Below are 16,713 nucleotides of genomic sequence, written 5' to 3'. Positions count from 1 at the left end.
CGCAGGCACACTGACGTTGCAGCAGACCGACACGCCCTGCCCCGCTCCGTACAGTGTCAGCCTGCTGATGATTTGCTTCTGTTCTCATTGGCCCTGCCCATGATGTGTCCCGGGCAATCGTACTGCGGCCAGCTTCCAGTTCCGCCTGTTCATGCACGCACCTGCTCCGTCACGTACCGTGAAGCGTTCACGTAGAGCTGATTGAACAACTCCGGGAACAGCCCTGCATACTGTTGAAGATTCGCCTCTATGCGTCGTACCGCATCGATCGGCACGATGGTGCGGTGAACGGGGCGCTGATCAGCCATCGTCACAGCGATCAGATCGATCCCCTGCTCATTGATCGCCACCGTCAACCACTCCCAGGGTCCATGCATGAAGAGGTGTCCGATGAGATCGCGACTGAGGCCCAGCTTCAGACATTCCAACGCACGGTCATCGATGGCATGGCGCAAGGCCAGCAGCTTCTCCACAAATTGCTCCCGCCCGAAACAAATCCGCCGGCGCACGGCCTGTGCCTGTTCACGAATCACCGCAGGTGGACGTTCGAGAAATTCGCGTGAAAAAATCCTGTCCGCCTCGGCTTCCAATCCACTAAACCGCCCTCGCTGCTCCAACGGATATCGCACCAGCCAGACACCGCCCGGTAGATCGCTGTACAACCGTGGCGGATCCGCCAGGTAGCGTTGTCCGCAAGCCAGGCAAGACACTTCACCCCAGTTCCCCTCGGTGATCCGCTGCACCGCGGTCCTGATGCGTGCCCCGTTCACGCTCACAAACACCTTCTCCTCCTGCTCCACACCGCAGTTGGGACAACGGAGCCGTTGGACAACACAGCGACTCATCGGAAATCCGCATATCCTTTCAGCACTGGATTTCCCTCGGAGCAAATTCTTACCCCGAGATAGGACAAGTCCGTACGACCGGCGGCCTCGCAGAGATTCCGCAACCCGGCTTCCGCCTGCTGGAGACGAGGTCCATCGAGGAGGCCCGCCGCGACGATCGGAACGACTCCCGGATAATCGATCTTCAACGATGGATCCGTCCCGTCCTCGGAGACCGCGAGAGACACAAAGAGCGTATGTGCGAGTTGACGTGACGACAATCGATCGTGATAAGTCGCCCACCGAGCCTCGGCCTCCGGTTGTCCGGCAAATCGGTGGAGGGCCCGCTGCAATCGCATGAAAACCGCTTGAAACGAGTCCGGCGTGACGTACTGAGAAAAATAGAGTTTGTAGTACATCGGTCTTCCCGGCCGCATCACGGCGGACACAAAGTGAACCGTATCCTTTCCCAACAGCGCGCCCAGTTCACGCAGATCCTCCAGCGCAACAGTGGTCCCCGCCGATTGGGCCACGAGCTTCAAGGCCTCATGAAGCTTGGGGCGACGACGATAGTAGACGGCCACTTGGCGATCGATCCTATCGGCGTGACGACACCATTCAAGCTTCAGGAAACATCGTTTGTGCTCGAAGGCATGCGCCAAACGAGCGTGAACGAGCGCCGCCCCTTCCCCGAGATTCCACTGTCGCAACAGTCCTTGAACACGGTCGGTGAAGCCGGAACCCTCGCCGCGCAGCAGGAGGCCGGCGAGCGGATGGTCGGTTGCAGCAATGAGTTCCCCATACTGGTCAAATTCCGGCAAGAGGACGGACTCTAGGCTCGCCGCTTGGTCGACGGCGTCTGGCATGAGCCCTCCGAGTAGCCGGGCACAGGCCTCAAGCCGAGAACCCAGTGCTACTTCGCCGGATGGACGACGGTGTCGAAGAACTGCTTCCAATTAGGCACTCCCTTCAATTTCTCCCCACGCTTCGAACCGGAGCCTTCCTCATAGTAGGCTTCATACATCTCCGCAAAAAATTCCGGATGGCCGAAGAGCGAATAGTCGGTCAACCGTTTGTCCTGCACGATCAGGTTGTACACGTAAAATTCGCGGTAGTAGGTGCTCCAACTGAAGTAGCAGGGCCCGAACTTCCTGACGCTTCCGAGATGTTGGTACACCTTGTCCTTCTTCCCGGCTAAATCTTTGGCGGCTTCGATCATGGGCACGTCATCATTCCAGTAGGTTCGGATCGGATGCGTCTCGGCGGTGCCTTTGCGCAGTCCTTCGCTGCCGTCGCCTTTGACGTAGGCGTCGAGCAACGCATTGATCTGCAGCTGATCGGCCAGAGGCACATTCTTTCCGCCCTTGCGTTTCCAGGGGTCGGGCATGTGCGCTTCCCACAGCACGGATGTCTTCGACCAATCCCAGCCGTTGGTGGAATTCTTTTTGAATGTCTCGGTGGAGGAGCCCAGGTAGTCATCCATGGCGTGGCCGACCTCGTGCCGCGTCAATCCAGCGACATCAGAGCGTTCCTCACCGACCTCGATGAAGGGATTCGACCAAAAGCCGCCGCTGCCCTCGATCAGACGAAAACCCGACAACTCGCCCTTCTGAATACCGGGTACGTTTTGATCGGCTCTCACCACATGCCCCTCAGGCACCTGCCTGAGCGCGGCATGGAGCTGTCGAATCATCTCGACCGTCCAGGCCGGCGCCTTCTTCCCCTTCCCAGCCTTCGACTGACTCGAAATGTTCCAGCGCGCCTCAAACGTGGCTTGCACCCGTACCAGCTTCTTGTCGTGGTTGATCTGCGTATTGATATCCGTCGCAACGGATTCCTGCATCTCATGTCCGCGGGGGAGATAACCAATGATATTCTTGACGACATCATACCCAAGCGCCTCGAAATGGTCGCAGGCTTCATTCACCGTGTCCGGAAAGAGCAGCAGCACATGATAGGTGTCAGGGAAATTGATCGCAGCCTCGTTGAAGAATGACTTGGTGATGATGGCCTGCGCCTGCCCCAACTCGTCGTCCGAGAGCTCATCGCGCAACTCCATGAGCATCGTGCTGCGTTCCATCTGGCGTTTGAGTTCGAGGGCCGGCGTCGACCGCAGGGCTTCAAAGATTCCTTCCTCGTCAGTGCCCCATCCTTCGGACGCGGCATGGACGCGCGACTCGGCGGACGCACCGAGTAGTCCCAGCACTGTTCCCCACTCCCCGCGTGACAGATCATCCTGCAATTCCTGCATCAGCACCGGATCACCCAGGACGGCGTTCTTTTCCTCGTCCCCCGCAATGCGCAATCGCGCGTAAATCGCTTCCTCATCAGTCCCCCAGCCGGCGATGGCTTCGCGCAGGTCTTCCTTGATTGCACGATGAATGACACCAGGCTCCGAGATCGGCTGGCATGCGGGCGGAAGGCCGAGAGCCAGACGTTGCGCACTCGTTTCCGCCGCCTGTTCCGCGACCGAACCCGGCCGACTCACCCGCAACGATACCGACAGAGACTGAGGGACAGCCTGTTGCGCCACGTGCGCCAACTCATGGGCGAGGAGCGCCCGCCCTTTGGAGCTGGCCGGAGCATACTGTCCGGCTCCAAACACGATGTGGTCGCCGGCAGTGTAGGCATCCGCGAGCAGCGTATCGGCGGAATCCGCGGCGCGTGCATCCGTATGAACCCGGACTTTCCCGAAATCATGCCCGAAACGCGGTTCGAAGAATGTCCGGGAGTGTTCATCCAATGGCAATCCGGCCGAGTGCAACACACCGCTCACGAATTCGCCGGTCGGCTTCGGCCCCGACGCCTGAGACGTGAATGCCGACGCGCCGCGGGACGCAGCCGCAGACTGACGCCCCTTCTCGGATGACGGCCTTGTGGTCTGTGACACGACGGCCCGTCGATCACTCATGTCGATGACCTCTGTCCCGGCGCTGAATCTGTTACCGACGGCACGGCCGCACGGCCCTCCTGCGACCAGTGGGCGGCCATCGCACGCCCAGTTGCCCTGCCGATCCCCTGCCCCTGCATGTTCCCCGTCGCCTGGATCTTGTCGAGACGGAGACGCGGCGCGCTGCCGGTCCGGCGGATGCGTTCGGCCATGCCAGGAGCGGCCAGCAGTCGGGTCAGCTGCTCCTGCAACTCCTGCGCAACTGCATGCCGGTCTTCGAAGCGGATGCCTTTGAGGACGAGACGGTCGATGTTCACAACGACTCGCCTCATACCCACCCCCTGGTTTCGGCGTCGGAGAGTGGGCGTTCACGCTTCGCCGCTTCGGTATGCGCCGCCTGCAGGAGATGCCTCATCCCCACCGCGCTCCCCTCATCCGCCGCCAGGAAGGCCGCATTCAGGGCGATGCTGCGGATATTTCCCCCGGACATGCTCAACCTGGCGAGTTTGGCGTAATCGAGCAGCTCTAACGGTGTTGCTGCGGGAAACATACGACTCCAGATCAATTCCCGTTGTTGCTGATCCGGAAAGGGAAACTGGACGACGAAACTCAGGCGGCGCGAGAACGCGACATCAAGCGCTGCTTTCATGTTCGTCGTCAAAATCGCGAGGCCACGGTAGGCCTCCATCCGTTGCAACAGATAACTGACTTCGATATTCGCGTAGCGATCATGGCTGTCACGCACTTCACTGCGTTTCCCGAACAACGCATCGGCTTCGTCGAACAGCAACATGGCTCCGCTCGTTTCCGCTGCGTCGAACACGCGTCGCAGATTGCGTTCCGTCTCGCCGATGTATTTGCTGACGACCCCGGAGAGATCGATCCGGTACAGGTCGAGATGCAGCTCATTCGCCAGGACTTCCGCCGCCATGGTCTTGCCCGTGCCGCTTTCGCCCGCGAACAAGGCGCTGATTCCCAGACCACGCACGCCTTTCCCGGCAAAGCCCCACTGTTGATGGACCATCAGCCGGTGTTTCGCGTGTGCCGCAATTTGCCTCAAGGTCCGCTGCTGCGCCTCCGGTAGGACCAGATCGTTCCATCCGGCAACCGGCTCCAAGCGTTGCGCCAAATCGTCCAGCCGTGAACGGCTGACGCTACGGCACGCGTTCCACAGCGTGCTGTCCGCCTGACTACCGGGTTCAGCCACGTCTTGCAGCCCGGCGCCGGCCGTCGCGATCGCTCTGGCGCTCAAAGAAAACTGGGACGCCACAGCGTCCAACATCCCGTTCATGCGGGCCGTGGCCGGCCCCAGCACCTGTTGCCACAATTGCTTCTGCTCTGTCCCGTCCGGCTTGTTCACCGTGAATCGGATGGTCGCGCGTTTGCACGAAGGGACATCACGACCGACAATAAACAATGGGCTGCTGCCGCGGTCGGCGAGGTGCGCGACCGCCTTCGAAGGTGTGCCGTCCTGGCAGTGGATCAACAGAATCGCGCCGAGTAAGACCGCTTCCCGCTGCCACAGAATGGCGAAGGCATCGGACTCTGCCGAATTGCCCGGCAAGTCATCGGCCTGCACGCGGTGCAACTGCACGTGCAAGTGAGCCGCCACTTCCGCCGCCACATCAGCCTGTCCATCCACATCGTCGCCGGACAGCAGGACCACAGGGTAGGACGACGACTGTTCCCGCAATCGCTCCAGCACCGACCGGCAAATGTGCCGATGTTTCTCGGCCATGACCTGCGGGGCGGGAACCAGACTGAGCAGCGGTTGCAGGCGGGGATCGAGATAGTTCACGCCGGCCAGATAGTGCAACACGCGTTCGTCGATGCGCAGTCTCCCGTTCACCAACCCGGCACTGTCGTCGACTTCCAGCAAGCGCCATCGGCGCAACGGGGCCATCGCCGCCAGTGCGCTCCAGTGCGAATGGTCTAACGCCGCCAAGGCCAGGCCGAACGTCGCTTGCGGCCTCGGCGCTGGCGATTGGCCCAAAGCCGCAGCACACACACGCCCAAGCTCGGCATCCATTTCCACTCCGGCGACCAGAAGCAGCAAATCGCGCTCAAATGCGCTCAGCCCGAACAGCTCGGACAGGGTATCGATGGCAGCCGGAGCGGAAAGCGCCGCCTGGGCCGCCTCCAGCCGAACAGCAACCGTACGCTCATCATGTTCGGCCCCAAGACGCAGCTTCAGACGAGAAAACTCGGCCACCAGATAGCCTTGATTCGCATCACACCATTCTGCAGAGGTCGCGGCTGGCTTCATGTGATCGTCACCCGATAGTTGTGGAAGACCGGCGGAATGGCCGACCGGTCGATGATCGGACTGTCAATTCCATCCACGCGGACCCGAAGCAAGGACTCTCCCGTCGGTGCGTCAGCAACGACGACATTGATACTCCCGGTGGCCACCGTGATTCGCCCGAGTGAGACGTCACGAGTTCCCACCAGCAAGGAGGCCGACTGCCCTGGTTGAATCTGCGGCTGTACGGTCAGCCCAATGGTGGCCGCTCCGTTGCCGTCCCGCCCGACCGTGATCGGCATCGCGGTCGTAATCTCTGGCCCGACCACCAACGCCAGGACATTGCTCGTACGGGGATCGGATTCACCGGGACGAATAACCTGCAGCGCCACTTGATACACCCCTGCCGGCACGACGGGCACCGTGAAGGACGCCAGGCTGCCGCTCCCACCCCCTGCGGCCGGCAAAGCCTGGTCAATGCCGAACCGGCCGTTCGAGAGCAGAATCGTGCGATTGGTACCATCGAGGTGGTGACCTGCGAGGTCTACCGTCGAGCCGACCGTCGCAGCCGGTTGTCCATTGGTCGCCGCCACCGACTGAATGGTCGGAAACGGGGGGAGCAGATCGGCCTGCACCACCACGCCGCGATCCCGCTTCGTGATGGGGTCGACGGGACCACGGCTCAGCACCGGCAACGTCGACCGCGTCGGTTTGGAGGACTCAATGAGCACGACGGTCGCCACATATGCCGCGGAAGGCCGGTAATGCGACTGCACGGCAGTCCAGAGTTTCGACATCTCCTCGCTGCTGAGGGGGTCCGGGACCAGTTTGATCTGTTCGACCTGATCGGCCAACCCACACTCAGCCAAGGCACGCAGTGCCGGGGGTAGGGTGGTATCGACCGACGGCGATGGCGTCAGTGCCGTCGTGATGGCTTGACGATCCAACACGGGGATCTCATGGAGCAACTGCATCGCATACCCGAGCAGAATCTCGCTGCCCAATTCCTCGGCGCTGTAGGCGCTCAGGAGATAATGAAGATCCAGCGCGAGCGGCGGATTACTCAGTCGCTGCGTGCCCGATCCATCGCGGGACGGCAATGCGTGGTTGCGCCAACCGGTATTGAAGGTGACTTGATGGAGAAACAGGTTCAGCTGCGTACTCTCCGTGCCGTTGACCGGCACCACACGATCCGGAGGCAGCGCACTCACCGTCACCGTGCTGCCGAGCAGTCCGCTCACGTTGTGATTGATGAGACCGTCGTTCAGCAAATCTCGAAGCACCGCCGTGACTCCGGCAATGGCCAACGCGCTGCTCACGGTCTTCCCCCCTGCCGACGGGCCAAGTATTCCTCCAACGACATCGCTGGACGGCGAGCTCCCGGTGTTCGTTTCGTGTCAGGCGCGATGGACATTGCGGTCACTTCAATGCGACCGATGGTGACTTCCACGGGAGGTTCGATTGAGGTCTTAGAGATCTGCGCCTGCCTTCGCCCTACGGTCGCACCCGACGCCAACGAAGGTGGTGCCGTTACAGACGAGCGAGCGATATGCCGCCGAGTGTCGGCCGCCGGAGGAGGTGCCTCGATCCGCGCCGTACGGGGAACAGACACAGGCTCGCCACGATCTTCACTAGTCGGTTTGCTCAGACTCATGTGCTGACGCGGCACCTGCTCATGAATAACCTCCGAACCACTGCGCAGCGCAGCAGGCGCCTCATGCACCGGCCGAGGAACGACTGCCGAGGGGTTCGAAACCAACGGGACAGGAGACGATTCGGATCGATGCAATCCCATCGCAGGACGCGTGGTTGCCTTGGAAGCAGTCAGCAGCCGAGGACCTTCCTGTTGATCAGGTCGAGTCTGGCCTTCACCATGATGGTTGCCCGACTCGAGAGAGGCCTGGGATCTTCGAGTTGTTAGGTCGGCAGCCGGTAACGAGTCCATCGCTGGGAAATCAGCATCTCCTACCCGGCCGACCAACGAGGCAAACATCGAGGGGGTGCGCGGCTGCACCGTCGGCACCGTTCCTTCTTGTCGCTGCACGAGTCTGGTCAAAAAATCGCTCATGCCAGGGCCATCTCCACATACAATCCCCGACGCTGCTCACCCATGCGGAGGACCTCTCCTTCCGTCCACCCGTAGGTTCGTGCAAGAAGATCGATTTCTTGCAACAGTCGTCGGCTTCGTGCGTGAAGTTCATTCCAGAAAAACGTGACGATATCGAACAGCGCCTGCCACCGCTCGCCACACACCTCACAGCACATATCAATGAGCGTTTCGGCCAGCGGATCCAGTTCACTCAATCGCTCCGCAAGAGCCGCTTCATCTGCCTCAGTTAGTACCTCCAGCTCAGTGCCGCCAGCCGATTCCCGAACGCAACGAGACAGCAGCATGCGCCGCGCTTGTTTCGGATCGACGGCCGCGATCGCCAGCGCGAGATCCCGACTATTCGGCCCGCGCAACTCCCAGGAGCGGCCGTCTTGTTCGACGGTCGTCCACATGGCCTCCGAGGCGGATGCCGAAGCCAAGAGCGCCGCGCACGACAGTTCGAATTCAAGCCCATTGCGGCAGGCCGGACATTCCGTATAGGCCTCGATGCGATCACCAAGCGTGTGCCGCCGAAGCTCCAACACCTGCGCATCGCGCCGGCCGATCGTCCATTCGCACAGCGTTTCAAACGATTGTGTGGGACAGGCGTGCCGCAATAGCAGCAACGCTCGGTCGATGGGATGACGGCCCGCTCCCTGTTCCCACAGCTCCAGCATGACGGAGGCGGACAGGGCCTGAACTGGTTCGTGCTGCATGCTCATGGTTCCGTGAAGGTGGGCTCCGATGGTTCGACGACTTCGTAGTCGCGTTCCCAGCCTTCGTTCTCGAGTTTGAGGGTTTGGATCGCCACGGCGTTGGCATTGGCATCGAGATCCGGTTGCGCTTGATACTCCGAGACCCAGCAGCGGAAGACTTTGTACGCAATCGCCAATTGTCCGGCTTCGTTGTAGAGTTCGATGATGATGTCTTTCCGGAAATCCTTCAGCGACACCTCCGCCCCCAAGCCTGAGCCGAAATTCCAGATCTTGTTCGCCCATTGTTCGAAGGCCGTATCGTGCGTGACACCCCGTTCGAGTGTAATCGCTTCGAATTTCGTGCGGCCGGGCGACTTGCGACTAGTGCTGGGATCGCCGCCCTCGCGATGCTCGACCACCTCGGTCGAACGCTTCAAGGAGCCGACCTTGCTGACCCCGGCCACATAGCGCCCGTCCCATTTGACCCGGAATTTGAAATTCTTATAGGGATCGAATCGATGCGTGTTGACGGTGAACTGAGCCATGGTCTCTCCTTTGGTTAGCTCGCAATCTGGCCGGCCATCTGTTGGAGCTTGATGACGACAAACTCGGCGGGCTTGAGCGGCGCGAACCCGACGACGATATTGACGATGCCGAGGTTGATGTCGTTCTGCGTCGTGGTCTCCTTGTCGCACTTCACGAAATAGGCGTCGCGCGGGGCGGTGCCTTGAAACGCGCCCTGCCGAAACAGATTGTGCATGAAGGCCCCGAGGTTCAGCCGGATCTGCGCCCAGAGGGGCTCATCATTCGGCTCGAACACCACCCACTGCGTGCCGCGATACAGGCTTTCTTCGAGAAACAGCGCCAGCCGGCGGACCGGGACATACTTGTACTCATCCGCCGCCGCATCGGCGCCGCGCATCGTTCGCGATCCCCACACCACCCGCCCGTGCACGGGGAAGGTGCGCAGGCAGTTGATGCCCAGCGGATTCAGCAGCCCGTTTTCGGCGTCCGTCATATCGAGTTGGAGTCCCGCCACCCCGTTCAATGAGGCATCGAGGCCGGCCGGCGCCTTCCATACACCGCGCTGACTATCCGTCCTCGCCATCACGCCGGCCATCACGCCGCACGGGACAAACGTATCGATCTGACCGCCGAGTTCGGAGTCGGCCTGCTTGATGCGCGGAAAATAGATTGCCGCGTTGCGCGCCATGTCTCCGTTCAAATTCATGCTCGCCGCCCCGCTTTGCGCCAAGCTCACCGTGGCCCACGCCGCCTTGGGATCGACGATCAGCATCGCCCGGCGTTTCACACAGTACCCCAATGCTTCCTGATACACGTCATCAGGCACATCGCCACCACGGACGTCCGCCAGAACGCAGAGCAGATTGAAGAGATCGACTTTCTCCAGCTGATACAAGCCGGTCTTGGACGATTGGCTTCCTTTGTACGTCGCAGCATCGAGCGTGGCGCTATCGACCGCGACATCCGCCGGCGCCGTATTCTTGGCCGCCGTGGACTTCGTGTTGGCCGTCCAGACATCGGCATCCGCCAATGTTCCGGCATGGGCCGTGGGCGACGTGTTGGCAGGCAGGCTCGACGTCACACGCACCAGCGTCGATTCGGCCGCCAGCACACGGTCCGCGCGGCGCGCACTTTCCTTCGTGGTCAGATTCAAAAACGTTTCAGTCCGACCGGTTCCCCCGTCCCGCACAGTCAGGTCGAACAGGTCGGCCGGCTGCACGCCCAACCGTGTCGCTACCGCCACCAGATTCGGATCACTCACTGCCTTTTTGTCTACACGAACACGTACCTGCATGCCCCACGCGCCTTCGGAGGCGGCCTGCAACGTCAGGTTGGGTACTTCATAGGTCGCTTTGCTGGCGCTGCCCACGGTCGCTTTATACAGCCGCACGATCACGGCCTGTCCACCACCGTTGAGAAAGAAATCGCGCACCGCGTAACTCAACGTCATATCCCGATGCAGCCCTCCGAACGTGCGTTCGTAATCGGCAAAGCTCGTGATCGTGACCGGTTGGTCGGCCGGGCCACGCAACGCTTTCCCGATAAATCCGGTAATCGAGGTTGCGACGCCTGTAATGGTGCGTACACCGCTGGGCAATTCTTCGATGTAGACACCCGGATAGGTTGGTTGCACTGGCATACTCGTCCTCCTCGGCTTTAGAAATTCACTTCCCCTGTCGATCGTCGGTTAGAAATTTCCGGATCTCCTGCAAACACGCATGATTCAGGCTGTAGATCGCCTGACTCGTGGTATTCCGTTTCAGAACCCACCCCTCTGCCACCAGTGCTTCCAATACCTGGTCGGCGAGACGCTCGTCTTCGCACGGCTTCGCGATCCACCAATTGATGACGCCATCCCGAGTATCCTTCGCCCCCGGATGGCGGACCAGGTATTCGAGAATGCTGTACCTAATTTCTGCATCCTGTGATTCCATCCGGATCAATCCCCGGAGAGGCTCCGCACGACAACATGGCCATGAAGCCAAGCAAGAGAAATGCCATTAGGGAGATACCCGTTTGCTTGGTTTTACTGGGTGATTTTGCGAGCAGGAACTGGCGGCGCGGCGTTCCTGCCGCAGTCGATCAGCGCGAAGAGGGGTCGGACTCTGCGGAAAATCACAATGATGGACGATGCGGCAAAACTACCGCGGCACTGGTGCGCTCAGGCATGTCCGTCCAATGGATGGAGCGGTGCCGGATAGTCCCCGGGTTGAAGCACGTCATCTCTCTGGAACGTTTCCCGATCAATTCCATACTTCCGGAGCAGCCGTTGAAAGCTTCGCCGCTCTTTGCCCGCGGCTTTAGCCGCGCGCGTCACATTGCCGCGAAAGGTCACCAGGGTCTTCACCAGATAGGCGCGTTCGACATCCATGGTCGCGGACGTCTTCACCGCGCGGAGCGAGCCATTGAACGGCTGATTTTGGGGTCCGTCTGCGGAGCACTCGATATCATCTGCCTGGATGACGGCGGTCCCACACAAGACAACGGCCCGCTGAAGGGTACTCTCCAGCTCCCGTACGTTGCCCGGCCAGTTGTGTACCAACAGTTTTTGAATGGCCTGGTCGGAGAGTGCCCGAGCACCCTGGCCATCAGGGCGTCGAAAGCGTTGTAGAAATCGTGCGGCCAACAGAGGAATATCATCGGGCCGCTCGCGCAACGGCGGCACCACCAGCGACAACACGTTGAGCCGATGAAACAGATCCTCGCGAAATCGCCGTTCTGCCACCGCTTGTCGCAAATCATGATTGGAGGCCGCGATGATCCGCACATTCGCCAACCTGGTGCGCGAGCAGCCTAGCGGCCGGTACTCTCGATACTGGACGAACCGAAGCAGTTTCGCCTGCGCAGAAGGATTCAGTGCATCGACCTCATCGAGAAACAAGGTGCCCCCCTCAGCCTCGAGCACTAATCCGCCTTGTTCTTGCGCCGCACTGGTGTAGGCACCTTTGGCATGGCCGAACAATTCGTTCTCAAACAACTGATCCGGCAATGCTGCGCAATTGATCGGAATGAACGCACGGTCTCTGCGCGGACTTGAATAATGAATCGCACGGGCAAACACTTCTTTCCCCGTGCCCGTTTCGCCCTGTAGCAACACGGTCGCATCAACCCCGGCAAAGAGCGGTACCTTCTCCACTTGAGCCTGAAATATCGCACTCTCGCCAATCAATGAATCCACCCGCACCGGTTGCGGGAACTCCGCCTCGCGCCTCGTTGACGGAACCTCTTGTACCAGAATGCGACACACCCGCAAGACCAACTCTTGGCTGCGCAGCGGGCAGACCACAAAATCGCGCAGGCCCAGCGGGATACGTTCCACCCCGCCAGTGTGATGCTCAGGTTGTTCACCGAGTATCCCCAGGATAGGCACAGCCGGCCAACGCCGGTTGAGTTCGATGACGCGTGATTCGAGTGAGGCATCGGAACACGCCTGGTGGAGCAGCACGAGGTGAGGAGACTGGGACTGAGCGAAGGACGTGTACGTCGTAGAATCGAGGACAAACCGTTCGGTCGGCAGCCCACGCGTTAAGAGCTCAAGAAGCTGGGATTGATCAAGGCCAGACCGAACGGGATCGTTTGGTGAAATACAGAGGATTCTGATGAGTTCCTTCATCTAGCTTACCTCTCTGCCTTGTGGATCTGAGCTTGATCAGTGACACAACTCTCGGCGAGATCAATCAACCTTTCTGGGCAACTGCACCATTCATACCATCACCTGACCGTCTTCCCTTACCATCTGCATCCTCTGCGACTGCGCAGCCCCTGTCCGATCCAGAAGGCAGATGTCCAAGAATCCGCCGTGAAATCACAGGCGCCCAGGTGAGCCCCTGGCGTTTCGAATCACATATTCTGTGCATGATTCGATACACTGTTCGAGACAATTGGATACATCCTCCGCCACGTGAATGTCCCTCGCGGCTCTTATATCACAGTATCCGGACCTCGCCTATGGGTGTCCATCGTGGACCAGTCACCATCGAAGAGATACAATGTGCGACGAATTTCATGGCATACGTTTTTCCCACAATCCTGCAGAAACGACCATGTCGGCTACGTATGGCGGACACCGACTGACACTTTCGGGAGACCGATCAGATGTTCAGACCATCATGCCTCCTCGCACTCGTCCTGCTAGCCTTCACCGGTTGTGCAGGCAACCGGGATACCCATGAACTCCTGAACAGCCTACTCTGGATGCAGACCTCTGCGGAGTATGACGCACTGGCCTCGACCACTTACCGCCAGGCCGGCGAGGCATTGGATTACGCGTTGCAGGACCACACCTGGAGCGCGCTACCAGAGCAAACCGGAGACATTTCGAACCGTCCTCCTGCCGTCATCCTCGATGTGGACGAAACGGTCCTGGACAACAGTGCCTTTGATGCACGGCTGGTGACGCGCCGCACCACATTCAGTCCGTCGGCATGGGATGCATGGGTTCGCGAGGCCGACGCACGTGCCGTCCCAGGCGCGCTGGACTTCATTGCCCACGCTCGCAAGCGGGGCGTCACAATCCTATTCATCACCAACAGACAGGCCCACCAGGAAGCCTCGACGAGAGTGACACTTGAAAAACTCGGCATTCCGCTTCCTCAAGACCTCGACACGGTACTATCCGAAGGCGAGCCCCCCTACAATTGGCCGTCGGATAAGTCGAGCCGCAGACAGTACCTCGCGAACCGATTTCGCATCCTGTTGTTGATCGGGGATGACCTGGGGGATTTTGTCTCCGGGGCACGAGACGCCCCGGAGAACCGGCTCCGCCTAGCCCGCGAGCACAGCAGACGCTGGGGCACATCCTGGTTTTTACTCCCTAATCCGATGTACGGCTCCTGGGAGATCTCGCTGGCCCTGCCGGCTCAAGCGGACGACGATCGCTTGAAAGCCAAACGCGCTCTCCTTCACGGCAGGCGATAGCCAGGCGGGGCATGCGAGAATCGCGTCGCACAACCAGGAACGAATCACCGTTGTACCTGGCAATTTAGTCCGCCAACCAGCACCAGACACCACCGACGCGGCGTCCAACCGTCGCCTGAGTCACGGGACCCACATATAAATACGTATACATTCGCATGATACGCATTCTCCATCTCAGACAAGGAAATGACCGATATTGAAGCACTCGAAACAATCATCAAAAAAGTGCACCGATCTGTTGACTTGCAGTATGCAAATAGAGTGTACTCGGTTTTGGTCGCCATTCTCTCCCCCTCGGGGGCCCGCGTGACCAGAACAACCAGGGCTCTCAGTGTGCTCCAATTCCCGATGCATGTTCCTTCGGGTCATTGGCCATCCTGACAGTCGGTTTACTCCACTCAGAGCATCGTGGCTCGGCCATTTGGCGCAACTGCGACGTGGCCAGATCGCCTGCGAACACTCAGCGACGCGATGGCAAACTTGCAACACTCCAGAGAGAGCTTTGAAGGCGAAGCACGTCGCACGGTTAGCCCTGCTCACAGAGTGCCCTCCGCACACTCGCCGAATCTTGATTTTCTGCGTGCTGTAGCGGTTCTTCTCGTCTACGTTTTTCATTTGCTCATCACGACCAACACGCGCCTCCCTGATTATTTCGGCCAGTTCGGCGTATTGTTGTTCTTCGTACACACCAGTCTCGTACTGATGTTTTCGCTCGAGCGGATCGAAAGAAACAAACAAGAACTCTTCATCACTTTCTATATCCGTCGACTCTTTCGGATTTATCCGCTCAGCATCGTGTGTGTGTCCATCATTGTGCTCTTTCACCTGCCCCGAGCGCCCTGGTGGCCGTGGTCTTCCCCTGACCTCTCTACTATTCTCGCCAACATATTCCTGTATACCGAGTTCATGTATAAGCCTGTCGTGAGCTCCGTTCTGTGGAGCCTCCCCTATGAAGTCGCGATGTACCTGGTGCTGCCCGTTCTCTATCTGATCGGAAAGGCCTATGGTGTGAGGGGAATTCTTGCGCTCTGGAGCCTTGCTGTGGTTGCGGGGATTGCGCAACCACACATTTCCGGTCGCCTCGAAGTCTTTCAGTATGCCCCCTGTTTCATTGCCGGAGTCGCTGCCTACTTCCTGGGCTATGGAATTCGCCGTCACCAACTCCCGTTTATCGGCTGGCCACTGACCCTTGTCGCTGCCGCTGGTGTTCTTGTGTATGGAACCTCTCGCGAGTACGGATTAGAGGCTCGGTGGATTCTCTGTTTGATGATTGGGCTGTCGGCCCCGTTCTTTGCAGAACTCAGATGGCCTGCATTGAACAGAGTATTCGCGCTGATTTCGCGCTATTCCTTTGGCGTCTACCTCACCCATTTGCATGCTCAATGGGCAGCGCTCGTCCTGCTGAAGGATTACCCAGCCATGGTGAGGTATGCTGCGTTGATCAGTCTGAGCGTGGGGTTGCCCATTGCGCTCTATCATCTGATTGAAGCCCCGATGGTGAAAGTGGGAATGCGGCTCACGGAGCATCTGTCCGAGCGCCGTTCACAACAGTCGAATTCTACCTCCGTGGTGATGCCGGTACCGGTCCCGCAAGTGCCTACGGGTCAGCTTGTTACGCAACCGCCAGTCAAGCAGCGGATCGGACATTCCTCCGACAATCGCCGAGGTCAAACAGCCGCTGTTTCCAGTTCCGCACACTAAACGCCAGCCAACCATTGCAGTCGCTCTCGCCAACTGACCCGGCGCTCCTGGATCCTCCGGCCCACCCCAACAAAAATTGACAGGTCGTCCCACCTGGCGTACCCTTTTCACCACGTCACCAACACTGGTGATGGTGCTCCCCGATGGGACACTCGATATCACGCGTTCCACAACTATGAGGCAAGGAGATGCATCCCATGCTCACCAGACTGCTGTTATCCCTCGCAGTGAGTGCTGTCACACTGTCACCCCTGGCCCCCGCACTGGCAACTGAACGCGTACACGTCGAATACTCCGCCGACCAGATCATCGAATCCGAAGAAGGCGCCACCAAAAGCCGCATCTATTCGACACCAACCAAAGAACGCCGTGACATGTCCCAGGGCGGCACCGTCATGACGATGATCACCCGCCATGACAAACATGTCAGCTGGACGCTCATGCCGGAAGAGAAGATGTATATGGAAGCGCCGGGCAATACGCCTTCGCAGGATAAATCCGATCTGTCCGGCTACCAGATCGAACAGACGGCATTGGGCGAAGAAACGGTCAACGGTGTCGTCATGAACAAGAGCAAAATCATCATGACCGGCACCGACGGCACGAAGATGGGCGGCTTCATGTGGACCACGAAGGAAGGCATTCTCGCCAAGATCGACGCCCTGGCGGTTGAGAAGGGACAGAAGGCGCGCTTCAAGATGGAACAGACCAATATCACAGTCGGCAAACAACCGGCCGAGTTGTTCGAAATTCCCAACGGATTTGAAAAGCTGGACATGGGCGGCATGGGGATGGGCATGCTCAAAGGGATGATGGGGCGCTAAGGAGGC

The 16,713-nt window shown here is 59.5% G+C and carries 14 protein-coding genes; 3 read left to right on the top strand and 11 right to left on the bottom strand.

The genetic code is table 11. The features are described from left to right. Positions 1 to 149: 149 nt before the first annotated feature. The 11 genes from JNL86_02375 to JNL86_02325 all read right to left on the bottom strand — a co-directional run bounded on the left by JNL86_02375 (position 150) and on the right by JNL86_02325 (position 12,878). On the bottom strand, positions 150 to 845 hold the full coding sequence (locus JNL86_02375) for a hypothetical protein (protein MBL8041747.1): 696 nt from the start codon (positions 843 to 845) through the stop codon (positions 150 to 152). Then, a complete protein-coding gene (locus tag JNL86_02370; GenBank protein MBL8041746.1) occupies positions 842 to 1,690 on the bottom strand; it encodes a hypothetical protein in 849 nt (282 codons plus the stop codon). The genes JNL86_02375 and JNL86_02370 overlap by 4 nt, the downstream gene beginning before the upstream one ends. Positions 1,691 to 1,737: 47 nt before the next feature. Further along, entirely contained in the window at positions 1,738 to 3,735 is a 1,998-nt protein-coding gene (locus JNL86_02365; protein ID MBL8041745.1) for a DUF4157 domain-containing protein, read from the bottom strand. Further along, positions 3,732 to 4,046 (bottom strand): hypothetical protein, encoded by a 315-nt coding sequence (locus JNL86_02360; protein ID MBL8041744.1) that lies wholly within the window; start codon positions 4,044 to 4,046, stop codon positions 3,732 to 3,734. The genes JNL86_02365 and JNL86_02360 overlap by 4 nt, the downstream gene beginning before the upstream one ends. Continuing rightward, the gene (locus tag JNL86_02355) at positions 4,043 to 5,980 is read right to left on the bottom strand and encodes an ATP-binding protein (GenBank protein ID MBL8041743.1); all 1,938 of its coding nucleotides are present in this window, start codon (positions 5,978 to 5,980) and stop codon (positions 4,043 to 4,045) included. The genes JNL86_02360 and JNL86_02355 overlap by 4 nt, the downstream gene beginning before the upstream one ends. Further along, complete coding sequence (locus JNL86_02350) at positions 5,977 to 7,275, bottom strand: DUF4255 domain-containing protein (GenBank protein MBL8041742.1); 1,299 nt, start codon at positions 7,273 to 7,275, stop codon at positions 5,977 to 5,979. Before JNL86_02350 ends, JNL86_02355 begins: the two co-directional genes overlap by 4 nt. Before the next feature lie 745 nt (positions 7,276 to 8,020). Then, positions 8,021 to 8,761: a hypothetical protein gene (locus JNL86_02345; protein MBL8041741.1), complete on the bottom strand. Its 741-nt coding sequence runs from the start codon at positions 8,759 to 8,761 to the stop codon at positions 8,021 to 8,023. A gap of 2 nt (positions 8,762 to 8,763) precedes the next feature. Further along, on the bottom strand, positions 8,764 to 9,285 hold the full coding sequence (locus JNL86_02340; GenBank protein ID MBL8041740.1) for a phage tail protein: 522 nt from the start codon (positions 9,283 to 9,285) through the stop codon (positions 8,764 to 8,766). Between the two features lie 14 nt (positions 9,286 to 9,299). Further along, positions 9,300 to 10,904, bottom strand: coding sequence for a phage tail sheath family protein (locus JNL86_02335; GenBank protein MBL8041739.1), 1,605 nt, complete (start codon positions 10,902 to 10,904; stop codon positions 9,300 to 9,302). 25 nt (positions 10,905 to 10,929) lie between these two features. Continuing rightward, the gene (locus tag JNL86_02330) at positions 10,930 to 11,199 is read right to left on the bottom strand and encodes a hypothetical protein (protein ID MBL8041738.1); all 270 of its coding nucleotides are present in this window, start codon (positions 11,197 to 11,199) and stop codon (positions 10,930 to 10,932) included. A 227-nt stretch (positions 11,200 to 11,426) separates the two neighbouring features. Continuing rightward, the gene (locus tag JNL86_02325; protein ID MBL8041737.1) at positions 11,427 to 12,878 is read right to left on the bottom strand and encodes a sigma-54-dependent Fis family transcriptional regulator; all 1,452 of its coding nucleotides are present in this window, start codon (positions 12,876 to 12,878) and stop codon (positions 11,427 to 11,429) included. A gap of 482 nt (positions 12,879 to 13,360) precedes the next feature. Between JNL86_02325 and JNL86_02320 the strand changes: the two genes are divergently transcribed. From JNL86_02320 to JNL86_02310, 3 genes are all read left to right on the top strand, one after another. Beyond that, positions 13,361 to 14,182, top strand: coding sequence for a hypothetical protein (locus tag JNL86_02320; GenBank protein MBL8041736.1), 822 nt, complete (start codon positions 13,361 to 13,363; stop codon positions 14,180 to 14,182). Positions 14,183 to 14,725: 543 nt separating this feature from the next. Beyond that, positions 14,726 to 15,883, top strand: a complete 1,158-nt coding sequence (locus JNL86_02315) for an acyltransferase (GenBank protein ID MBL8041735.1) — start codon at positions 14,726 to 14,728, stop codon at positions 15,881 to 15,883. A 197-nt stretch (positions 15,884 to 16,080) separates the two neighbouring features. Next, the gene (locus JNL86_02310) at positions 16,081 to 16,707 is read left to right on the top strand and encodes a hypothetical protein (protein ID MBL8041734.1); all 627 of its coding nucleotides are present in this window, start codon (positions 16,081 to 16,083) and stop codon (positions 16,705 to 16,707) included. The last annotated feature ends 6 nt before the right edge of the window (positions 16,708 to 16,713 follow it).

It is taken from the genome of Nitrospira sp. (genome assembly GCA_016788885.1).
GTDB lineage: Bacteria > Nitrospirota > Nitrospiria > Nitrospirales > Nitrospiraceae > Nitrospira_A.
This window is presented reverse-complemented; position numbering and strand designations above follow the sequence as displayed.